The sequence below is a fragment of the Mesorhizobium sp. WSM4819 genome (genome assembly GCF_055811215.1).
On the sequence record NZ_JBVVQO010000006.1, the window covers coordinates 202,254 to 222,932 of the forward strand.

Consider the following 20,679-nt stretch of genomic DNA (forward strand, 5'->3'; position numbering starts at 1 on the left):
CTGCCCAGAAAAGCCCCCGCCAAGCTCAACCGCCTCAATCCCGAGAGATCGATTTCCGAAGCTTCTCGAAAACCAACAGCTTGCTTTTGCGCACGCCGTCTTCAAGCAGGCTTCCGTTTGCCAGGTGCGCGGCGATGGCGCTGGCCAGCGCGCAACCCGTCCCGCGCATCGATCCGTCAAGACGCGGCGCATCGAAGCGGATGGGCTCTTGATCGGTGCGCAGCAGGACGTCCGTCGATCGACACCCCGCGGCGTGGCCGCCCTTGATCAGCAGGGCCTGCAATCCGGCGGTGAGCAATTTCTGACCTTGTTGCAATGCGCCGTCCTCGTCGATGGCCAGGTCTGAGCCGGCAAGGACAGCCAGTTCGATGAGGTTGGGTGTGACGAGACGGCAAAGCGGGATGAGTTCATGCTTCAGGACGCCGATAGCGCCTGTGTCCAGAAGCGGCCAACCCGAAGAAGAGACCAGCACCGGGTCGATGACTGCCGGTATCTGTGGGTTTTGGCGCAGCACATCCGCGACGGCGACGATGGTTTGCTCCGTCGCGAGCATGCCGATTTTGATCGCCCCGACCGCATTGGCTTGCAGCGCGGCACGCATCTGATCGGCCACCAGACCGGGTTGCAAATTGTGGATTTGCGTGACGGCTTCATGCGTCTGCACCGTCACGGTGGTAATGGCAAGGCAGGTGCGCAAGTCGAGGGCGGAGATCGTCTCAATGTCGCGGACTATGCCGGCGCCGCCGCTGGAGTCCGATCCGCCGACGACAAGCACATGCGGTTCGCGCCTCAACGCCATCGGCTCGTCTTTTCGATCCACTGGCGCGTTCGCGCTTCCGGATCGGCATCCAATGTGATGTCGGTCACTACCGCGGCGCTGTCCGCACCGGCACCGAAGACGCCTTCGATCCGGTCGGGATTGAGGCCGCCAATCGCGACCAGAGGTGTCGGCGCGATCCGGCGCTTCCATTCGCCAAGCCGTTCGAGCCCCTGCGGCGCCCATTTCATCTGTTTCAGGATGGTCGGATAGACTGGGCCGAGCGCGATATAGTCCGGTCTGGCGGCAAGGGCTGTTTCGAGTTCGAGATAGTCGTGCGTGCTGAGGCCGAGACGGAGACCCCGAGCCCTGATCCGGGTAAGGTCCGCCGCTTGCAGATCTTCCTGTCCGAGATGAATGAAATCGCAGTCCTCCTCGATCGCCAGCCGCCAGAAGTCATTGATGATGAGCTGGCATTTGTAACGGGCGCACAAGGCCTTCGCCTTGCGGATATCGGCGCGCAACTCAGCCTCGTCGAGGTTCTTGACGCGAAGCTGCACCAGCCTGACGCCGAGCGGCGCCAGCCTTTCAATCCAGGCGGCGCTGTCGACGATCAGATAAAAAGGATCGAGTTTCATTGAAAGACTGCCCGGCCGATTGTCGGCGTCGATGGGACGGCGAGGTCGCGCGGCTCGAGCAGGCCGGAGCGATAGGCCTCACGGCCGGCATCGACCGCCTTGCCGAACGCGCGCGCCATGCCGATCGGATCGGCGGCCTTGGCCACTGCCGTGTTGAGGAGCACCGCGTCGAAGCCGAGTTCCATCACGAGAGCCGCGTGAGATGGGCGGCCGAGGCCCGCATCCACGATCAGCGGGACATCCGGGAAATGGCCGCGCATCGAGCGGAGCGCGGTGATATTTACCGGTCCAAGCGCAGAACCGATCGGCGCGCACCAGGGCATGAGCACCCCGCATCCGGCTTCCAGCAATCGCTCGGCGACGACGAGATCGTCCGTCGTGTAAGGAAATACAGCAAACCCGTCGTCGCACAGGATTCGCGCGGCCTCGACCAAGCCGAAGACGTCAGGCTGCAGCGTGTCATGATTGCCGATCACCTCGAGCTTGATCCAGTTCGTGCCAAAAACCTCGCGCGCCATCTTTGCGGTCGTGACGGCTTCCTTGACGGAGTGACAACCGGCGGTGTTGGGCAGGACATGCAGCCGCAGCGATTGGATAAGCGACCAGAATTTCTCGCCACCCTTGCCGCCGGCCATTTCGCGGCGCAATGAGACGGTCACCGCGGACGCGCAGGATGCCTTGACCGCATCGGCAAGAATGGCGGGCGAGGGGTATTGTGCGGTGCCGAGAAGCAGGCGCGACGAAAGCTTGGTTCCGTAAAGCTCGATCACGTTACTAACCTCCTTGCATGGGTGAGAGGATTTCGATCCGGTCGCCGTCCTTCAGTTGGAACAGCGCCCGCTCAGTCGCGTGCACAAGGTCGCTGTTCACGGCCGTTGCAAGCCAGTTGCCTTCGTAGTCAAGCGCCGCGAGAAGCTCCGCCAGGGTGGCGGCGGTGATCTCATGCGCTTCGCCGTTGACCGTCAGTTTCATCAGCAAGTTCCACCGGTTTGTCAGAATCGAAAACAAGGTCGGCCGCCCGGCGCGCCATGGCGGGGGCCAGAAGGAAACCATGGCGGTAGAGCCCGTTGATCGCGACGGTCCTGCCATGCGCTTCGACGCGCGGCAGGTTGTCGGAAAACGCCGGGCGAATGCCGACGCCCGTCTCAACGATCGCGGCCTCGCCAAAGGCGGGATGAACCGAATAGGCGGCGTTCAGGAGCTCCATCATCGCCCGCACCGTGACCGGCTCCGTGGACAGACTCTCGACCATCGTTGCACCCGCCATGAAATGGTGGTCGGCGCGCGGCGCCAGATAGAGCGGCAAACGCGGGTGCAGCAGCCTGACCGGGCGCGACAGCGAGATGTCCGGTGTACGCAGGATCAGCATCTCGCCGCGCACGCCGCGAAGCCTTTCATCGCTGGACGCCATTCCCATGCAGTCGATCTCGCGGTCGAATCCCGTCATGTGCCGGGCGTCCACTCCGAAGCGGAACTCGACGCCGCTTCCGGCGAGTTTTTCATGCAGCGCCGCCATTGCTCGGCGTGGGTCGAGCTGGGCCTCGCCCGGAAAGAACAGCCCGCGACGGAAGCGGCCGGCGAGATCGGGTTCCAGGAGCGCGATTTCGTCTTCGTCGACCCGCCGATGACCCGACGTGCGGCTTGCAAACCGGGCGAGTTCGCCCGCATCCCGCGGCATTGCCAAAACGAGCGTTCCGGCCCGCGTGACATGACCCGGCAGGACCGCATCCCACCAGTCGGCGGCATCGCGTCCGAGATCCAGCACCGGCTGCTCGGCGCTTTCGCGCTCGCACCAGGGCGCCAGCATGCCGCCGGCCATCCATGATGCGTTGCCGCCAAGGCCATGCCGGGTCTCGGCAATGGTTACCGCAGCACCGCGGGCGGCGAGTTCGAAGGCGGCGGTGAGGCCGGCGACGCCGGCCCCTTTGACCAGCAGCCTCATGACGGCTCCGGCATCTTCGGCATGGGCGGTTCGCCGTCCACTGGCATGTAAAGATTGCCGCCCTCGCGGTACTTCGCGGCCATCGCCGCCATGCCCTCTTTCTGTGCCTCGGCCCGAATGTCGTGGGAGATGCGCATCGAGCAGAATTTCGGCCCGCACATCGAGCAGAAATGCGCCAGCTTGTGCGCCTCCTTCGGCAAGGTCTCGTCGTGGAAGGAGCGCGCGGTTTCGGGGTCGAGCGACAGGTTGAACTGGTCTTCCCAACGAAACTCGAAGCGTGCGCGGGAAAGGGCGTCATCCCTCACCTTCGCCGTCGGATGTCCCTTGGCAAGGTCGGCGGCGTGCGCGGCTATCTTGTAGGTGATGACGCCCGTCTTGACGTCGTTGCGGTCCGGGAGACCGAGATGTTCCTTGGGCGTGACATAGCAGAGCATCGCCGTGCCGTACCAGCCGATCATCGCAGCACCTATGCCTGAGGTGATGTGGTCGTAGCCGGGTGCGATGTCGGTGGTCAGCGGCCCAAGCGTGTAGAAGGGCGCCTCGCCGCAGACTTCGAGCTGCCTGTCCATATTCTCCTTGATCTTGTGCATCGGAACATGGCCCGGCCCCTCGATCATGACCTGGCAATCCTTGGCCCAGGCGACCTTTGTCAACTCGCCGAGCGTTTCCAATTCGGCGAACTGCGCCGCGTCGTTGGCGTCGGCGATCGAGCCGGGACGAAGGCCATCGCCGAGCGAGAACGACACGTCGTAAGCGCGGCAGATGTCGCAGATTTCCTCGAAATGCTCGTAGAGGAAGCTTTCGCGGTGGTGATGCAGGCACCACTTGGCCATGATGGAGCCGCCGCGCGACACGATGCCGGTGACCCGGTCGACCGTCAGCGGGATGTAGTGCAGCCGCACACCGGCATGGATGGTGAAATAGTCGACGCCCTGTTCGGCCTGTTCGATCAGCGTATCGCGGTAGATTTCCCAGGTCAGGTCCTCAGCGATCCCTCCGACCTTCTCAAGCGCCTGGTAGAGCGGCACGGTTCCGATCGGCACAGGCGAATTGCGGACGATCCATTCGCGGATGTTGTGGATGTTGCGACCGGTCGACAGGTCCATGACGGTGTCGGCTCCCCAGCGGATCGCCCAGACCATTTTTTCGACCTCTTCGGCCATCGACGAGGTGACGGCTGAATTGCCGATATTGGCATTGATCTTGACCAGGAAATTGCGGCCGATGATCATCGGCTCGCTCTCCGGGTGGTTGATGTTGGCGGGAATGATAGCCCGTCCGCGCGCTATCTCGTCGCGCACGAATTCCGGCGTGACGAAGTCCGGGATCGCCGCGCCGAAAGAGTTGCCGTCGCGCTGTATCCCGCCGCGTAAGCTCTCGCGGCCGAGATTCTCGCGAATGGCGACGAACTCCATTTCGGGGGTGATGATCCCGGCGCGCGCATAGGCAAGCTGCGTCACCGCTTTGCCCGTTTTTGCCTTTAGCGGCCGGTGGCGCACGGGAAATTCCGGCGTCAGGCGCTCACCTGACGCAAAGCCGTTGTCCTCCGGCCTGACACTGCGGGCATTGTGGAATTCGACGTCGCCGCGCACCGTCACCCATTCATGGCGAAACCTGGCGAGGCCCTTTTCGATGCTGGTTACGACAGTCGGGTCCGTATAGGGGCCGGACGGATCGTAAACGGTGACAGGCGGTTCGCCTGCCGTCGGATGGACGGCGATTTCCCGCATCGGCACCTTGATGTGCGGATAGAGGACGCCGGACTTGTGGATTTTCCGTGAGGCAGGCAGCGGTCCCGTCGACACGGCGGGGGAAATGGCATTCATCTTGAGGCTCCTTTGCTCATGCATTGGAGACCCAGTTCTGTGCCGGAAGGATGAAAAGACGCTCTGGTTGGCCTGCTTACAGGTTTTCGGGCATGGACTCCCGCAAAGCGCTTGCACCGTCCCTACGCCAGTATGAACTGGATCAGGTTCAACGGGTCACTGCGCCGCGAAAGCCAGCAGTATCTCAGCCCCTTGCCGGGACCCCCCTGGTGAATGGGTCAAATTGAGCGGGCGATCGCCATTTTGTCAAGCGCATTCGGCCCATCAGTCGGCAACGCTAGCTGGGCGCGCGCGGACAATCGAGGCCGATATCCAGGAACTATTGAGCCTGCGTAAGCCATTTGGGCTTAGGCACAGCCTGCAACAGGCTTTGCGTATAGTCGTGGCGAGGCACCCCGAACAGCGCCGCGGTTTGGCCTTCCTCGACAATCTTTCCGTCTTTCATGACCATGATCCGGTCGGCGAAATGGCGCACGATCGGCAGATCGTGGGTGATGAAAATATAGGAGAGGCCGAGCCTCGTCCTGAGGTCGGCCAAAAGTTCGATCACCTGCGCCTGGATAGAGACGTCGAGGGCCGAAACCGCCTCGTCGCAGACGATCAGTTCCGGCTCGCTGGCAAGTGCGCGCGCAATGGCGATGCGCTGTCGCTGGCCGCCGGAAAACTGGTGCGGGTAGCGCTCGGCGTGCTCTGGCAACAGCCCAACCAATTCCAGGAGCTCTGCCACGCGAGCCTTCCACCTGTCCTTCGGCAGGATATCGCGGTGGATCACCCAGGGCTCGGAAATGATCGAATAAACGCGCATGCGCGGATTCATCGATCCGTACGGATCCTGGAAGACCATCTGGACCTTGCGCCGAAACGCCATAAGGCGCGTCCCATTCATGTCGAAGATGTTCTCACCGGCAAAGACCGCGCTACCGGCGCTTGGCGCGATCAGCCCCAGCAGCATGCGCGCGACGCTCGATTTGCCGGACCCGGACTCGCCGACGATGCCGAGCGTTTCTCCTCTCCTGACCTCAAAGCTTATGTCGTCCACCGCCTTGAACGTCCGCTTGCTGCTAAAAGCTCCGGAAGCAAGCTCATAATGTTTGGTGAGATGTTCCACCTTGAGCAGCGTCTCGCCGGCGATCGCCGTCGAACGCCTGTTGGGCGCCTCCGCTGCGTTGCCGTCGGGCAGGGCGGCGATGAGGCGGCGGGTATAGGCGTGCTGCGGATTGCTGAAGACCTCCCTGGCGATGCCCGTCTCGACGACCTTGCCGCCGTTCATGACGATAATCCGGTCCGCCATGGACGCGGCGACTTCGAGGTCATGGGTGATCATGATCAACGCCATGCCGGTTTCGCGCTGGAGATCGCGCAGCAGATCGAGGATCTGCGCTTGCACGCTGACGTCCAGAGCGGTCGTCGGCTCATCGGCAATCAGGATGTCCGGTTTCAGCGCGATCGCCATGGCAATCATCACGCGCTGGCGTTGTCCGCCCGAGAACTGATGCGGATAGAAGTCGACGCGGTTTTCCGACTCCGGAATGCCGACGCGCCGAAGCAGCTCTATCGTCTTGGCGCGTGCGCCCTTGCCGGCTGCCGCACCGTGGCTCTCAAAGACCTCCTCGATCTGGCGCCCCACCGTGTAGACCGGGTTCAAATAGGCGAGCGGATCCTGAAAGATCATCGCAATCCTGCGGCCGTTGATGCTTCGGCGCGCCTCGGCGCCGAGGCCTGACAGTTCGACGCCGTCGAAGAGGCAGGAGCCGGCCGCGATATCGCCTGGCGGGCAGTCGATGAGATCCATCACCGTGCTGGTGCTGACGCTCTTTCCCGAACCGCTTTCGCCGAGGATCACCAGCGTCTCGCCACGGCTGACGTGGAAAGAGACATCGTCGACGGCGCGTACCGGTTGATCATCCGAAAGAAAATCGACGGTCAGGCCCTCGACCTTGAGAATGGTCGCGTTGCTCATCGGGCAGCTTTTCGCAATGTCTGGAGGCGCCAGCGTTGCTGCGGATCGGCAACGGTGCGCGCCCAGTTCGAGAGGATGTTGAGCGACAGCGTCGTCAGCATGATTGCAAGGCCTGGCCAGAATGCGATCCACCAGGCGGTGGCGAGATAACCGCGGCCGTTTGCCACCATCGCACCCCACGTGAAGTCCGGTGGCTGAATGCCGAGGCCAAGGAAACTCAGCGCCGATTCCGACAAAATGACGGTCGCGAAATCAATGGCTGAAATCGTCACCAATGTCGGCAGGACCAGGGGGGCGATGTGCCGGATGATGATCCGGGCCGGCTTCGCGCCCATGGCTCGCGCGGCGCTGACGAACATGCGCTCGCGCAGCTCCAGCACTTCCGCGCGCGCCGTTCTGAGGTAGATCGGCATGCGCGTGACGGCGAGAACGATCACCAGGTTGGTGATGCTTGGGCCCAGTGTGTAGAGCACGATGAGCGCCAGCAGCAGCGAGGGAAAGCTCATGACGACATCGGCCAGGCGCAGGATGAGATGACTGTACCAGCGCTCCGAATAGCCCGCTATCAGGCCCAGCGTTCCACCGACCAGCATTGACGCGAACACCGCCGCCGCGGCAATGCCGAACGTGTTCTGCGCGCCGACAATCAGCCTGGCCACGATCGGCCGGCCGAGGGTGTCGGCGCCAAGGACGTAGATCCAGCCGCTGGCCAGCGAGAACGGGGCGAGGTTGCGCTGGCGCAGCCCGAGCCGCGATGCGGCGTCGCCCACCAGCCACGGGCCAAGGACCGATGCGATGACGACGATCGCCAGGAAAATAGCAGCGGCGAGCGCAAGCCTGTCGCGCTTCAAATAGGCGAAAAGCACGCGACCGCTGCCTGGAACGGCCGCCGGCTTGATGTCGGGGGTGATGATCGTCATGGCTCAGTACCGGATGCGCGGATCGAGAACCGCGTAGAGCAGGTCGATCGCGATGTTGAGGATGAAGATGGCGGTTGCCGTCACCAGAATGGTCGACTGGACGACGGCAAAATCGCGCTGGATGATCGAATCGATCATCAGCTTGCCGATGCCGGGCCAGCCGAATATCGACTCCACGACGACGGCGCCGTTGACAAGGCTGGTCGCCAGGTCGCCGGCGACCGTGACGACGGGCAGCAGCGAGTTGCGAAGCGCATGGCCGAAGATGATCTTCTGCCGCGGCAGGCCCTTGGCCCTTGCGGTCTTGATGTATGGAGAGGCAAGCGCCGACAGCATGGTTCCGCGCACGACCTGCACCAGGAGACCGAAAGGGCGAAGCATCAGCACGAAGGTCGGCATGATCCAGTGGACCCAGGTGCCGGTGCCCGATGTCGGCAAAAGCCCGAGCCCCACGGCGAAGACAAGGATGCCGACGATGGCGACCCAGAAATCCGGCGCGCTTGCGCCGGCCAGCGAGACGAGGCTGGCGATACGGTCGAAGATGCTGCCCGGCCGCGCGGCCGCCAGCGAGCCGACAAGGATTGCCAAGGCGGTCGACAGCGTGATCGCGACGACGGCCAGCTTCAGCGTTTCCGGGAACGCCTCGAGCGCGACCTGCATCGCCGAGCGGTTCTGGCGCAGCGATTCACCGAAATCCAGCTGCAGCAGATCGCGCAGATATCCCAGAAACTGCCAATGGATCGGCTGATCGAGGCCGTTCAACCGCGCGAACGCGGCCCGAGCTTCCGCAGTCGAGTCCAGAGGCAGGTACAAGGCGGAAGGATCGCCGGTGAGCCGTGTCAGGAAAAAAACCAAGGTCAAAAGACCGATGACCGACAGGATGCTGTGCGACGCCCGGCGTCCAAGATAGGTTATCATTTCGGATGCCCTTCGGCGGATATCGACGGAGGCAACGGGTCGGGGGCGCAGGGCGACGACCGCCTGGCGCCCCCGTATCGCTCAGTCTTTGATGGCGATATTGGCCAGCGGTATTTCGCTGTTGGTGGTGATATCGGGCTTCCATTCCAGCCTGGTGCCAACCCGGGTGTAGCCGATCATGTGGAACATCGGGATGTCCGCGACCACTTCGTTGCGGGCCTTGCCGAAGATCGCCTTGAAGCTGTTGGTGCGGGCTTCGCCGGTCGCCGCCAATGCCTCGTCTATCTGCTTGTCGAATGCCGGATCGGCCAAGGTCGAGTAGCTGCCGCTCGATCGATAGAAGATCGGCACCGTGAAGGCCGCATCGCCCTTGTTGTTGTCATGCATCATCTGCAGGAGATTGGGGCCGCGCTCCGCCGGGAACGGCTTTTGCAGATAGCGCAGCCAGTCGGCGACATCGAGCATGGTCAGCTTGACGTTGAGGCCGGCGTCCTGCCACATCGTCATCATCGCCTCCATCGCTTCGGCGCCGTTCGGATAGATGCCGTTTCGCCCGATGAGCTTGATCTCGGTGTCGACCGCGACACCCGCCGCGCGCGCCTCTTCGATGAGCTTTTTCGCCTCTTCCGGATCGTACGGCCAAGGCTCGAGCGCATCGTCATGGCCGTTGATCCCGGAGACGACCATCTGCGACGCACGCTTGACGTCGTCGCCGAACAGCTGCGCAAGGCCTTCCCAGTCGATCGCCAGGTTGAGCGCCTTGCGCACGCGCAGGTCGTCGAGCGGCGGCTCGGCGGCATCGATGCGGATGGCAGTGGTTTCGGAGTTCAGGTAGGCGAAATCCGTCTCCGGATTGCTGGCGTCCTGGATGGCAATCGACGGTGTCAGGTCGGCTTCCCCGGTCTCCACCATGGCGGCTCGAATCGAGGATTCGGGTCGCCAGACATAGGTTGCCTTGGTGATCTGCGGCTTGTTGCCCCAATAGCCGTCGAACGCGTCCAGCACCACCGTCTGCGGGGAAAAGGTCGACAGCGTGAACGGGCCGGTGCCGACCGGATCGTTCACCGCCTGGTCGACCGGCGTCTTCGGCGAGACGATCATGACCACGCTCAACAGCGTCGGCATGATGGGCTCGGGCCTGTCCGACTTTATTTCGACGGTCAGCTTGTCGACCGGCGTCAGCGTCAGTTTGGCATCGCCGAATTTCGCAATGTTGCTGCAGGTAAGCTTGCCGCTGATCATCCTGGTGATGGAGAAGACGACCGCATCCGCATTGAGTTCGGTTCCGTCCTGGAATTTGACGCCCTCGCGAAGCTTGATCCGCCAGGTGGTCGGATCCACGCTGGTCCACTCCGTCGCCAGTTTCGGCTGGGGCTGTCCGCTGATCGGATCGATGACGGTCAACGATTCAACCACGTTTTGGCTGAGTATCTGGCCGACATTGGTGATGATGGTGCCGCAGGGCTCCAGATTGGCCGGCTGCTCCGGCAGGACGATACGGATCTCCTGCGCCGCTTCCTGTGCGACGGCCGATGGCGCGGCAGCGGTCATCAATACGACAGCTGCAATCGCATGAATGCTTCTGTTCATGTCACTCCTCCCTTTGAGCTTCCGTTTGGGATCTTCCGTTTTTGGCTGGCGCACGAGACGATCCTCCTCATCCCGTGCGGCCGACAATTTGCCGATCTCGCGGCGGCTAGGCGGCGATCTTCTCGATCAGTCCGCGCAGCACGTCTTTCTCCTGCGGCTTCAGATCCGTCAGCGGCGGCCGAAGCGGGCCGGGTGTCCGTCCGATGAGCTCGACGCCGGCCTTGATGATCGACACCGGATAACCTTGCTCGCGATCGCGCAAAGCCGCGAAGGGGAAGAAGAAGCTGTGCAGGATTTCTTCCATCACAGCGCGATCACCTGTCCGCATCGCCCTGTAGAAGCGCTGGGCCAATTCCGGCACGAAGTTGAAGACCGCGGAGGAATAAGTCGTCACGCCGGCGCCGTTGAAGCCCTCGGCGAACAGCTCATGCGTGGGCATGCCACCGATGTAGCAGAGCCGATCGCCGAGCTTTGCAGTGACGTGGCGGACAAGATCTATCTTGCCTGTGCCGTCCTTGAACCCGATGAGGTTTGGGCACGCGTCAGCAAGGCGGGCGACGGTGTCGGCATTGGCGACCGAGTTCGCACGGTTGTAGATGATGACGCCGAGGCCGGTGGACTGGCACACGGCTTTGACATGCCGAAAAATCCCTTCTTGCGAGGCCTCCATCAGATAGTGGGGCAGAAGCAGGAGACCGTCGGCTCCCGCAGCCTCGGCGCGGCGGGCGATTTCCGTGGCGAGCGCCGTGCCGTAGCCGCAGCCGGCGATGATCGGCACGTCTCCCGAGGCATCCTTGGCCGCGCGGGTAACGTCGGCGACCTCTTCCGGCGACAGCGAGAAGAATTCACCGGTGCCGCCGGCCGCGAACAGGGCAGCGGCACCGAACCCCGACAGCCATTCGACATGCGCGCGATAGCTTTCGAGATTGAGGCTGAAATCCTCGTTGAAATGCGTGACTGGAAACGACAGCAGCCCTGAATCGACCCGCGACTTGATTTCATCTGGCGACAAAGGAACTCATCCCACAAATTAATATGATGTCATTTAGATTCATATGATGAGTATTCAGACGAGTCAACCGCCGCTGTTGTCCTGATTTGTCGGGCGCCGGACGGTCAGGGCGCGATAGCGCTTTATCCCGGTCACCAAATGGCGGCGCATCGCCTCACGCGCCTTTTCCGGGTCGCGGGCGAGGATCGCATCGGCGATTTCCCTGTGCTCCTGCAGAATCGGATGGTCGCGATTGGGCAAGGGGTCGACGCCGCCCATCATCGTCTTGAACTTCACTCGCGGGATCATCCGCCGGCCGACATGTTCGAGGAAGGCCTTGAACCTGGCGTTGTTGGTTGCGGCGGCAATCGCCATGTGGAACTGGAAGTCGGCATCGTCCGTGGGTTGCCCTTGCGCCATGAGGTCGGCGAACCTTTCGACCTGGGCCTCGATTTCGGCCTCTTGCGCCGGCGAGCTGCGGGCGGCGGCAAGGCCGGCTGCCTCGACTTCGATGCCGATGCGCAGCTCGAGCTCTTCGATGATGTCCGAGATCTTGTTCGTTTCGTCAGTGAACAGCCTCAATCCCTCGTCGACGGGTTTCGGGCCGAGAACGAAGACGCCGGCGCCTTGCCGCGATTCCACCAGCCCATCGGCACGAAGCGCGGCGATGGCCTCCCGGACCACGGTGCGGCTGAACCCGAACCGGTCGATCAGCGCGGGTTCTGTCGGCAATTTATCGCCAGGCGCATAAAAGCCGGCTTCGATCTGGCCGCGCAGGGCGTCGGCAACCTGAGAGACGAACGACCGCCGGGACGTTCGATGTTCGGCCTGCTGCATTGATCCTCCCAACTTTGCCGGATCTGACGATCCATACTCCCAGTGCGGGCCAAAAGCGAGGTCATCATATGAAAATTCGTCGTTCGATGTCTCGAACTTCTTAAGGTCATCATATGGCTTCTGTGCTCAGGTGTCGGCCATCAGTTCGCCCGTCGTGCTGGGCACGGCGATCAGCGAAATCCACGCAGTAGCAGCTTTCAGGCTGCGGCCGGCAGGTGATCGCGGACCCACTTGACGATCTGTCCCGCCGTCATTGCGCCGGATGTGCGCGCAACCTCCCGTCCGCCGTGGAAGATGATCATGGTCGGGATGCCGCGGATGCCGAGCCTGGCTGTAACGGCCTGCTCGTTGTCGGAATTGAGCTTGATCAGTCGAACATGCGGCTCCAGTTCGCTGGCTGCCGCTTCATAGGCCGGCGCCATCATCTTGCACGGGCCGCACCATGGTGCCCATATGTCGACGACGACGGGGAGGCTGCTTCGCGTGACCTGGCGATCGAAACTCTGTGCATCGACGTCTGCCGGATGACCCGAGAACAGCCTGGAGCCGCACTTTCCGCATTTCGCGTCCCCGGCATCGCCTGCCGGCGGCAGGCGATTGACCCCGCCGCATTTGCCACAAACCACCAGTTTTTCCTGCGTCATTCCCATTTACCCGTCTTTATGCGCGTCGATCGTCGCCGTCACGATGCGGTCTTGAGTGGAGGATTCTGCGCAAAAGCGACCGCGTCCGAAACCTTGGCCAATTCTGCGGCGATATCGGCGAGCTTTCGATCGGCGTCGACCTTGCGCCAGTTGGACGGGGTAGCCTTTCGCTGCAATTGCCGCGACAAGATATCGACTGTGGCGTCAGAAGGACCGCCACTGCGCTCGCTCACCCGCTGCCAAAGAACGAGCGGATCCGCCTCCAGCCAGAATCCGGCGAAAGCAACGTCTCTGCCGTTTGCAGCTTTCTCGATGCGGTTGCGATCGGCCGGCCGGTCAAAGACGGCATCGGCGACCACCGAACCGCCTTCGGCAAGGATCAAGTCGGCGCGCCATGCCATTTCGCGGTAGACGCGGTCCGACACATCAGGTCGATAAGCCCTGTCCGGCAGCTTCGTCTCGGCTGGCACCCCATGCAGGGCTTTGCGGATGCGGTCGCTTTCGACAATGCGTGCGCCGGGCGGCGCCCCAACATGTGCGGCGAGTGCCTCGGCAACGGTCGTCTTGCCGGAACCGCTCAAGCCGCCGATGGCGATCAGCCGAGGCGGCTTTTCCTCGAGAAGTGTTCGGGCAAGCTCGAAATAGGATCTGGCCTCGGCAAGCAGCCCGCTGGAATCGTCACCGCTTTCCTCGATCTGGGTTGCGGTGACATGCGCGCGCACCGCGGCCCGCACTGCCATGAAAAACGGCAGGAGGATGAAGCCGTCCTCGTCGTCTGATTCGTCGAGATAGCGGTTCATCACCAGGTTGGCGAGTTCCGGAAAGCCGCGATGCCAGAGGTCCATCAGCAGGAAAGCCAGGTCGTAAAGCACATCGATGCTGGCGATCTGGTCGTTGAATTCGATGCAATCGAAGAGGCGGGGCTCGCCGTCGAAGAGACAGATGTTGCGCAGATGCAGGTCGCCGTGGCATCGTCGGATCTTGCCTGCCGTCTCCCGCCGGTCGAGCAACTCGCAATGACGTGCGAGGGCGGTGCGAAACATCCCGGTGAATGCCTTTATCTCGGCTTGCTCGAAAACATGGCTGGTGGCAAAGCCGGCTTCGTTGATGGCGAGCACGCCTGCCAGGTTCGAAGATCCGCTGCCCTTGTGGACCTCCGGCGCGCCGCGATGATAGCGCACGATCATGCGCGCGACATCCGTCATCAGCGCAGGCGTCAGTTCGCCGCCGACTGCCATTCGATCGAGCAGCTTCGACTGGTCGAAGCGGACCATCTCGATCGCCGCATCGACCAGATCGCCGCTTCCGTCGAAGGCCAGCTGGCCGCCGGCCTCTCGGGTGATGCGCCGCACCCCCAGATAGAGGCCGGGGGCAGTCCTGGAGTTGAGCTCGACCTCCTTCTCGCAAGCGGCGAGCCGCAGCGCCGGGGTCGAGAAGTCGACATAGGGCAGCTTGACCGCTCGCTTGATCTTGTAGGCGCGCTGGCCAACCAGGAATATCCGCGAGATATGGGTCTCGATCGCCTCGACCGGTCCGCTCTCGCCATATGCGGCAGGGTCCATCAACATCGCGGCCACGGATTGCTGATCCTCGACGATCATCGGATGCCTCTTTGTTTTGTACCCAACCTGGGGAAGCCAGCGAGCGTGGTCGCTGAAACTCCACGCCATCAGGCCCTTGCTGCCACAGCGCCTGGATATAACCAGCCAGGTCACGAATGCGTTCCGTGCTGCTGCTGCTCCGGTGTTCGGGATATTCTTGGCGTCCTCCGGCGGCCTGAAACCTGTTGGCGTCGGCCCTTGGGCATGTTGATACGGATCAAATGATGACCGGCGGCGTTCTTGACTCAGCGCTAGCAGCGCGCCGAGCCGTCTCGCTGTTGTTGCAACGACGATTGGGCTTTGGGGCAAAATCGGGAGCAGCCGCCATGGCTTTCAGGACGATACTTGCCGTTACGGGACCGCACGAGGGAGACGGTGATCTCAAGCCTGCCGCCGACCTGTGCAACGAGATCGGCGCCCATCTTGCTGTTCTGGTCGTTGCCGTAGCTGCGCCGCCACCAGTCGGGGAGTATGCCGCGGTCGTTTCAGAAGCCTGGCTCGACGAGCGTCGGGCTGTCGAGGATCTGTTGAAGAAGCGGACTGCTGACCTGTCGGCTTTTCTCGCCGGCAGCGCGCTTTCGGCCGATGTCTCCAGCGAATATCCGGAAGCCGGCTGGGCCGACGACACCATCGGCCGCCGTGCCCGCTATGCCGACATTACGGTCATTGGACCGGAGCTGCTCGCCAACAAAACGCTGAAAAGCAAAGCGATCGAAGGCGCATTGTTTTCTTCGGGAAAGCCCTTGCTGCTCATCCCCGCGGGGGCGCAGCCGACCCTGAAGCCGAAACGCGTGCTGATTGCATGGGACGCCCGTCTGGAGGCATCGCGTGCCGTCCGCGAATCCCTCGGCCTGCTGCCAGGCGCCGATGAGGTGCACCTCGTCATGGTCGATCCGGTGGAGGACGAGTACCGCCACGGGGCCGAACCCGGAGCGGACGCCGCCGCCTATCTCGCGCGGCATGGCGTGAATGTCACAGTCGACCGGCTGCCCAGCCTGGACCATTCAGTCGTCGACGTGCTTCGCCGGCACGCGCTCGACATCGCCGCCGACCTGATGGTGATGGGCGCTTAGGGTCATTCCCGGTTGCGCGAGCGCATCTTCGGTGGCGTCACCGTCTCGATGCTTGTAGACCCGTCGATGCCGATCCTTATGGCGCGTTAGCCGCCGGCGCCCGTCATTGGCATCCCTTTTAAGTCCCAAGGGACACTGTTGCCGCCCATCTAGCCGTCTCATCGGTATCGGCGGAGCCGCGAATCTGTGGTAAGTCGCCGCTCAACCAACCAAAGGACGACACCTGTGAGCGAACCGACCGTGGCCGAGGCGACCGAAAGTATCTATGCATCGCTGCGGGCGGACAATGCCGACATCGACGCGCATATCGCGACGCTTAAGGCGGCGATGACACGAGAAGGGATAAAACAGGCGGTGTTCGATCCGACCAGGCTGGCGCAGAACAACCGTTCTGGCCGCAAGCTGATGCAGGCTTATTTTCGGCAGCGCGGCGTGAGCGTGAGGTTTTCGGCCTCGTAGGGCGCACGCTGAGGCGCCACGGCCCGCCGGCAACCATTGTGGTCCAGGATCCGCCGGGGGGCTCAGGCAAGTCCGCTTTTGGCTTCTACCTTCTGTAGCCCGACTTTTGGCTTCCGACCCGCCCGACGTCAAAGTATGTGGGAAATCGGCCGCCAAATGGTCAATTCAATCACCTGCGCCGGCTGCCGAGTACATCGGTGACCGATTCGCCGCCTCTGGCCTACGGATTTGACCGGCTCGATCGCATGAATCTGCCGCTTTGAGCGCTTCAGCGCGGTAAGCCTTGTCTAACGCTCCGATCCGTCGAACCGACGCGAAGAACCGTGGATAGTCGCCCGAACACAAATCGAACAAGCGGAGAAACGTCGCCACCTGATCGCCGTAGACGGAAGTCGCGGCGAGCTTCGCGTTGTTAATCGGAGAATCGAACCAGACATCGTAGCCCTGGTATCCACGCCAGCGACTGTCGCGCATCTCTCGGTAGCGCATCCGCAGCCGTTCGATCGCGGCCATCTTCGCGGCCCGCTTCTGCTCAGAGGTAGCGCTGCCGTCATAGACATGGCTTAGCTCGTCCCGGGTCTGCGACACCAGCGCAAGAAATTGAGCTCTGCGCCTCCGGTCGGCTTTGTAACGGCGCAACTCGCCGGTATCACCAGCCGCGCGCAGCCATTTTCTCACGCCGGTTGTTTCGACGGCGACAGCGAATGCCTCGTTGAATGCGGAATCGTCCTTCACATAGACGCGTTGGTGGGCCAGCTCATGGAAAACTAGCCCCGCAAGATACGTTTCATCTTGGCTGAGCATCGTGCTTAGCAGCGGGTCACTTGACCAGCCAAGCGTGGAATATGCAGTGATGCCCGTCACATAGACGTCCAGGGCCTGTCTCTGAAGTTCGACAGCGGTTTCAAACGCAGACCTTTTGGAGAAGTATCCTCGGTACGGAACGCATCCGAACACCGGAAAGCACCATGTTCGTGGCGTCAGCGAGAATTCCGGCGCGGCGAAGACGGCCCATGTCACCGCGTCCCGACCAACGTTAACATAGCTGCGGTAGCTATTGTTGTCCGGCAGCGCTAGTTCATCTATCGCAAACTGTCGGATGGCGCTCGCCGATTCCATTCGAGCGCGTAGTGTCCCAGGAATCGAAGGATCGTCGATCAGCTCTTCGACATCCTGGCGCGCCGCCATGATCTCCACGTGACCCTTCAAGGATTGTGCGTAGTAAGAAATGCTGGTGCAACCGGCCACGCCGGACATCACGATCATCGCAGCAACCGAACGAAAAAATGCACGCATCACGGTTGCCCACGGCATTTGCTCACACGTCCGGATAGGGCAAACGTCGCAATTACGCCCGGTCCCAAACAGTGGCTCCAATTCGGTTGATATCCTGGGAAGAGGGTTTAGGTTAGACGTTCGTCTTCGGCAAGATTGTCGCAATGTGATCATTCGCTGCCAAATGCCGAATGTCCGCTATAAGCCGGACACGGCGGCATGCGAACTATCCGCCTAGGAGGTCTTTTTCTCCTGGAGCTTCCGGTCGCATCCGGCCACCGCTGTTGGTCCGCAATGCGCCGATGTCAGCCGTAGAGATGAACTTGTCTCTGCCTGGAAGCAGACATCGCCGGCGACGGCACCGGAGGTCACGGTTGCGCCAGCAGCGGACATATGCTCTGGACGCAGCGAAAGTCGCAATCCGGACCCCTTTGCGGACCTACGGAAAGCTGCTCCGAGAGCGGAGGCGTCGAGTCATGATCGCGCGTCCCGGCTCGCCAAGCACGTGAAGTCGATCGAGCGGGTCGGCGGCATCGAGTCCTGGAACCTCCAGACCATAAAAAAGGCTTTCGGACAGCCTCGAGCGCTTCTGAAGCCAGCAGATCCGCTACCGCCGAATGTACGGGCGCGGGAAGATCGACCTGCTTCAGGCCCGACTGATAGGTGCCTTCTGATGGCAAACTGCACCACAATTGCGTCAGATCCAACATTGCAGGCGATCTCACACCTCCAGATGCGCCTGCCCGAAGGCACCTCGTGGCGCAGGAGGCCAGCGTCAAACCCACAATGCCGATTGAAGCGCTTAAACGTGGGAGATGCGTCGGAGTGATGTCCAATGCGACTGACTTAGGCGACAATCAGGTCGTGTCGATCAGGAATCGCTCAAGCGGGGTGCGGATTTCTTCTCGCCAAGCTGCTTGGGCGGTGCCTTGTTGAGGGCGATCTTCCGCCTACATGCTGTCAGAAAAGACCTCCCACACTAAGACAGAAGGCGCCCGTCCATCCTCCGCCTCAGGCGGAGCAGGTACATCGCAACCGTAGGAGAGACCGATGCAAGAGTCCCTCGTCGTCCGCCGCGAGACGCACATCCCGGCGCCGCCCGCCGCGGTGTTCGCCCTCCTGACCGATCCGGAGAAGATCCTGCGCTGGATGGGAACGGAGGCTGAGGTCGAGCCGCAGCCTGGCGGGCTCTATCTCGTCAATGTCACTGGGGCTCGCTGCGCTCGCGGCTCCTTCCTCGAGGTGGTGCCGGTGCACCGCCTGGCCTACAGCTTTGGCTGGGACGGCAGCGAGGTGGTGCCGCCGGGGTCGAGCCTGATCGAGGTCGACCTGATCGAGCAGCCGGACGGAACGCTGCTGCGCCTGACCCACACCGGCCTGCCTAACGCCGAGCAATGCGCCGGCCATGCGGAAGGCTGGGCCCATTACCTCGGCCGGCTGGCCGAGGTTGCGGCCGGGCGTGAACCGGGGCCGGACCCCTGGCATGGCAGGGACTGACTCTTTCCGCTCGTCGCTCGCAGGGGTGTCGAAGGCTGCCTCGTCGAGGATTCGACCGTGAGTCTGGAGGATGGCGTCTATGTAAAGGAGTAGTTGTGCCGGCGGCAGTCCCATGGCCTCGCCCTGAATGTCACCTCTCCCTTACGTACGCCCTTAACGACGTCCCGTCCGGTCCCGTTGAGGGCGTCCTCACGTGACAACATGACAGGCAGAAGCGTCATCCCGCGGCGCGGATGACAGGCTAGTGGCCGCGGTGGCATAATCGCGGCATGGATCTGCCCGCGCCCCTCGCCTGGTTGTTGGACGAGGCCGGCTCTTCGCCCGGCTCTGACTGGTTCCTGGCCGAGCTCGGCGGCCGGCTGCTGGCCGACGGCCTGCCGTTGGCCGGGGGCGCTCTGACGGTCGCGGTGCCGCATCCGATCATCGCCCGCCGCACCTGGCTGTGGCAGGCGGAGACCGGGGCGGTGATCGAGGCGCTGGGCTTCGCCGGCGGCCCGCTCAACCAAGCCGGGCGCGACTGGCTGGCCGAGCTTGGCCCTGTGCAGGAGGACACGATCGGCCCTGAGCCGGACAGTCCGGTGCTGGGCTGGGCAGGGACCCGGCCATTCGGCCCCGCCGAGGCCGGCCGGCTGCGCCAGGCCGCGCGCTTCGCCGCAGCGCCCTTAGCCGCCCTGACCGCGCGGGCGGCGCTGGCAGCGCTGCTCGAGGCCTATCTTGGCAGGCGCAGTGCCGCCCGGGTGCAGGCCGGCGCGCTGCGCCGCGGCACCGGGGAAACCATCCGCGCCGCGCTGCTCTGTGCCGATCTGCGTGACTTCACCGCCCTGTCCGAGGCGACGGAGCCCGCAGCGATGATCACCGCCCTCGACGCTTGGTTCGACCGCGTCGCCGGGGCGGTGCATGCTTTCGGGGGCGAGGTGCTGAAGTTCATCGGCGATGGTGTGCTGGCGATTTTCCCGGTCACGGGCGCCCCGGCCGAGGCCTGCGAGGCGGCGCTGCGGGCTGTTGTCGCCGCCCGCGCCGGCATGGCCCATCTCGATGCGGTGCGGCAGACGGAGGGGCTGCCGCCGCTGCCCTTCGGCGCGGCACTGCATCTCGGTGAGATGCTGTGGGGCAATATCGGCGCGGCCGACCGGCTGGACTTCACTGCCATCGGCCCTGCGGTCAACCTGGTCAGCCGGCTCGAAGGGCTATGCAGGCCCCTTGGTCGCAGCGTGCTCATCTCGGGCGCGGTCGCGGCGGAGACGACAACGGCTTTGATCCCTTTGGGCGAGCACTTATTGCGCGGTATCTCTGATCCCTGCGCGGTCTTCACCCTGCCGGAGGATTGAGCCCCGCGGGCCGGGGTGCGGGCAAGGGTACCAGATGCGTGACTAATACAAGCGGGAGCCGGTACGTCTGTGCAGGCAATCGGCTTTGCAGCCACGAGCGGCGACGGACTGAGCTGATCATGTCGCCTCATGTGCTCCGGCCAATAGCAGCACGTAGGTTGCCTTTTCAAGCCTCCTTACCGCTCGCTCAGATTTGTCTATCTGACAACGAACGTCAGCTGTCATACATTCCGGACGTTCGCTGCGATGCCACGAACGTCCGCAGGGGGTCACGTCACGGCGTTACTCGCACCGACGTGAAGGTCAGCTATTGAAGATCCGAGGGCCAAAGCTGCCAGTCCGCTTGCGTGAAGAGTTTCGGGCGCCGGCAGGCGTACGAAAGTCCCCGAGGAAGGAACCCGCGGGCCACGGGCGATGGCTATG

Annotated in this window: 19 protein-coding genes and 1 riboswitch; of the genes, 4 read left to right on the forward strand and 15 right to left on the reverse strand. The window is 63.0% G+C overall.

The window, feature by feature from the left end:
• Nucleotides 1–34: 34 nt before the first annotated feature.
• From AC0L18_RS08515 to AC0L18_RS08580, 14 genes are all read right to left on the reverse strand, one after another.
• The gene (locus AC0L18_RS08515) at nt 35–799 is read right to left on the reverse strand and encodes a hydroxymethylpyrimidine/phosphomethylpyrimidine kinase (protein ID WP_473491588.1); all 765 of its coding nucleotides are present in this window, start codon (nt 797–799) and stop codon (nt 35–37) included.
• Nucleotides 790–1,395 (reverse strand): thiamine phosphate synthase, encoded by a 606-nt coding sequence (locus AC0L18_RS08520; protein ID WP_473491590.1) that lies wholly within the window; start codon nt 1,393–1,395, stop codon nt 790–792. Before AC0L18_RS08520 ends, AC0L18_RS08515 begins: the two co-directional genes overlap by 10 nt.
• A complete protein-coding gene (locus AC0L18_RS08525; protein ID WP_473491591.1) occupies nt 1,392–2,165 on the reverse strand; it encodes a thiazole synthase in 774 nt (257 codons plus the stop codon). The genes AC0L18_RS08520 and AC0L18_RS08525 overlap by 4 nt, the downstream gene beginning before the upstream one ends.
• Nucleotides 2,166–2,169: 4 nt before the next feature.
• Nucleotides 2,170–2,367: a sulfur carrier protein ThiS gene (gene thiS, locus AC0L18_RS08530; protein ID WP_023801373.1), complete on the reverse strand. Its 198-nt coding sequence runs from the start codon at nt 2,365–2,367 to the stop codon at nt 2,170–2,172.
• On the reverse strand, nt 2,336–3,337 hold the full coding sequence (gene thiO, locus AC0L18_RS08535) for a glycine oxidase ThiO (protein WP_473491592.1): 1,002 nt from the start codon (nt 3,335–3,337) through the stop codon (nt 2,336–2,338). The genes thiS and thiO overlap by 32 nt, the downstream gene beginning before the upstream one ends.
• On the reverse strand, nt 3,334–5,163 hold the full coding sequence (gene thiC, locus AC0L18_RS08540; protein WP_473491594.1) for a phosphomethylpyrimidine synthase ThiC: 1,830 nt from the start codon (nt 5,161–5,163) through the stop codon (nt 3,334–3,336). The genes thiO and thiC overlap by 4 nt, the downstream gene beginning before the upstream one ends.
• Before the next feature lie 101 nt (nt 5,164–5,264).
• Nucleotides 5,265–5,381: riboswitch (TPP riboswitch) on the reverse strand.
• A 101-nt stretch (nt 5,382–5,482) separates the two neighbouring features.
• Nucleotides 5,483–7,123 (reverse strand): ABC transporter ATP-binding protein, encoded by a 1,641-nt coding sequence (locus AC0L18_RS08545; protein ID WP_473491595.1) that lies wholly within the window; start codon nt 7,121–7,123, stop codon nt 5,483–5,485.
• A complete protein-coding gene (locus AC0L18_RS08550) occupies nt 7,120–8,043 on the reverse strand; it encodes an ABC transporter permease (RefSeq protein ID WP_473491597.1) in 924 nt (307 codons plus the stop codon). Before AC0L18_RS08550 ends, AC0L18_RS08545 begins: the two co-directional genes overlap by 4 nt.
• 3 nt (nt 8,044–8,046) lie before the next feature.
• Nucleotides 8,047–8,961, reverse strand: a complete 915-nt coding sequence (locus tag AC0L18_RS08555; protein ID WP_023801378.1) for an ABC transporter permease — start codon at nt 8,959–8,961, stop codon at nt 8,047–8,049.
• Nucleotides 8,962–9,042: 81 nt separating this feature from the next.
• The gene (locus tag AC0L18_RS08560; RefSeq protein ID WP_473491598.1) at nt 9,043–10,551 is read right to left on the reverse strand and encodes an ABC transporter substrate-binding protein; all 1,509 of its coding nucleotides are present in this window, start codon (nt 10,549–10,551) and stop codon (nt 9,043–9,045) included.
• Nucleotides 10,552–10,657: 106 nt separating this feature from the next.
• The gene (gene kdgD / locus AC0L18_RS08565) at nt 10,658–11,563 is read right to left on the reverse strand and encodes a 5-dehydro-4-deoxyglucarate dehydratase (RefSeq protein ID WP_473491600.1); all 906 of its coding nucleotides are present in this window, start codon (nt 11,561–11,563) and stop codon (nt 10,658–10,660) included.
• A 63-nt stretch (nt 11,564–11,626) separates the two neighbouring features.
• The gene (locus AC0L18_RS08570; RefSeq protein ID WP_473491601.1) at nt 11,627–12,379 is read right to left on the reverse strand and encodes a FadR/GntR family transcriptional regulator; all 753 of its coding nucleotides are present in this window, start codon (nt 12,377–12,379) and stop codon (nt 11,627–11,629) included.
• A 197-nt stretch (nt 12,380–12,576) separates the two neighbouring features.
• Nucleotides 12,577–13,023 (reverse strand): thioredoxin TrxC, encoded by a 447-nt coding sequence (gene trxC / locus AC0L18_RS08575; RefSeq protein WP_473491603.1) that lies wholly within the window; start codon nt 13,021–13,023, stop codon nt 12,577–12,579.
• Between the two features lie 38 nt (nt 13,024–13,061).
• The gene (locus tag AC0L18_RS08580; RefSeq protein ID WP_473491604.1) at nt 13,062–14,624 is read right to left on the reverse strand and encodes a bifunctional aminoglycoside phosphotransferase/ATP-binding protein; all 1,563 of its coding nucleotides are present in this window, start codon (nt 14,622–14,624) and stop codon (nt 13,062–13,064) included.
• Nucleotides 14,625–14,950: 326 nt separating this feature from the next.
• Between AC0L18_RS08580 and AC0L18_RS08585 the strand changes: the two genes are divergently transcribed.
• Both AC0L18_RS08585 and AC0L18_RS08590 read left to right on the forward strand, forming a co-directional pair.
• Nucleotides 14,951–15,697, forward strand: coding sequence for a universal stress protein (locus tag AC0L18_RS08585; protein ID WP_473491605.1), 747 nt, complete (start codon nt 14,951–14,953; stop codon nt 15,695–15,697).
• A 225-nt stretch (nt 15,698–15,922) separates the two neighbouring features.
• Entirely contained in the window at nt 15,923–16,156 is a 234-nt protein-coding gene (locus AC0L18_RS08590) for a hypothetical protein (protein ID WP_023801385.1), read from the forward strand.
• 165 nt (nt 16,157–16,321) lie between these two features.
• On the opposite strand, the gene AC0L18_RS08595 is transcribed toward AC0L18_RS08590, so the two are convergent.
• A complete protein-coding gene (locus AC0L18_RS08595) occupies nt 16,322–17,470 on the reverse strand; it encodes an aminopeptidase (protein WP_473491607.1) in 1,149 nt (382 codons plus the stop codon).
• Nucleotides 17,471–18,481: 1,011 nt separating this feature from the next.
• On the opposite strand from AC0L18_RS08595, the gene AC0L18_RS08600 reads away from it, so the two are divergent.
• Together AC0L18_RS08600 and AC0L18_RS08605 are read left to right on the forward strand one after the other, a co-directional pair.
• Nucleotides 18,482–18,928, forward strand: coding sequence for an SRPBCC family protein (locus AC0L18_RS08600; protein ID WP_128247485.1), 447 nt, complete (start codon nt 18,482–18,484; stop codon nt 18,926–18,928).
• Nucleotides 18,929–19,197: 269 nt separating this feature from the next.
• Nucleotides 19,198–20,256 (forward strand): adenylate/guanylate cyclase domain-containing protein, encoded by a 1,059-nt coding sequence (locus AC0L18_RS08605; RefSeq protein ID WP_473491608.1) that lies wholly within the window; start codon nt 19,198–19,200, stop codon nt 20,254–20,256.
• Nucleotides 20,257–20,679 lie beyond the last annotated feature (423 nt).

What these genes read in the sequence shown, in the direction of transcription:
- thiS (WP_023801373.1), bottom strand. Translation starts at nt 2,367, where the DNA reads ATGAAACTGACGGTCAACGGCGAAGCGCATGAGATCACCGCCGCCACC.
- AC0L18_RS08550 (WP_473491597.1), bottom strand. Translation starts at nt 8,043, where the DNA reads ATGACGATCATCACCCCCGACATCAAGCCGGCGGCCGTTCCAGGCAGC.
- AC0L18_RS08580 (WP_473491604.1), bottom strand. Translation starts at nt 14,624, where the DNA reads ATGATCGTCGAGGATCAGCAATCCGTGGCCGCGATGTTGATGGACCCT.
- AC0L18_RS08600 (WP_128247485.1), top strand. Translation starts at nt 18,482, where the DNA reads ATGCAAGAGTCCCTCGTCGTCCGCCGCGAGACGCACATCCCGGCGCCG.
- AC0L18_RS08585 (WP_473491605.1), top strand. Translation starts at nt 14,951, where the DNA reads ATGGCTTTCAGGACGATACTTGCCGTTACGGGACCGCACGAGGGAGAC.
- AC0L18_RS08545 (WP_473491595.1), bottom strand. Translation starts at nt 7,123, where the DNA reads ATGAGCAACGCGACCATTCTCAAGGTCGAGGGCCTGACCGTCGATTTT.
- AC0L18_RS08560 (WP_473491598.1), bottom strand. Translation starts at nt 10,551, where the DNA reads ATGAACAGAAGCATTCATGCGATTGCAGCTGTCGTATTGATGACCGCT.
- thiC (WP_473491594.1), bottom strand. Translation starts at nt 5,163, where the DNA reads ATGAATGCCATTTCCCCCGCCGTGTCGACGGGACCGCTGCCTGCCTCA.
- trxC (WP_473491603.1), bottom strand. Translation starts at nt 13,023, where the DNA reads ATGACGCAGGAAAAACTGGTGGTTTGTGGCAAATGCGGCGGGGTCAAT.
- AC0L18_RS08595 (WP_473491607.1), bottom strand. Translation starts at nt 17,470, where the DNA reads ATGCCGTGGGCAACCGTGATGCGTGCATTTTTTCGTTCGGTTGCTGCG.
- AC0L18_RS08555 (WP_023801378.1), bottom strand. Translation starts at nt 8,961, where the DNA reads ATGATAACCTATCTTGGACGCCGGGCGTCGCACAGCATCCTGTCGGTC.
- thiO (WP_473491592.1), bottom strand. Translation starts at nt 3,337, where the DNA reads ATGAGGCTGCTGGTCAAAGGGGCCGGCGTCGCCGGCCTCACCGCCGCC.
- AC0L18_RS08515 (WP_473491588.1), bottom strand. Translation starts at nt 799, where the DNA reads ATGGCGTTGAGGCGCGAACCGCATGTGCTTGTCGTCGGCGGATCGGAC.
- AC0L18_RS08605 (WP_473491608.1), top strand. Translation starts at nt 19,198, where the DNA reads ATGGATCTGCCCGCGCCCCTCGCCTGGTTGTTGGACGAGGCCGGCTCT.
- AC0L18_RS08520 (WP_473491590.1), bottom strand. Translation starts at nt 1,395, where the DNA reads ATGAAACTCGATCCTTTTTATCTGATCGTCGACAGCGCCGCCTGGATT.
- AC0L18_RS08570 (WP_473491601.1), bottom strand. Translation starts at nt 12,379, where the DNA reads ATGCAGCAGGCCGAACATCGAACGTCCCGGCGGTCGTTCGTCTCTCAG.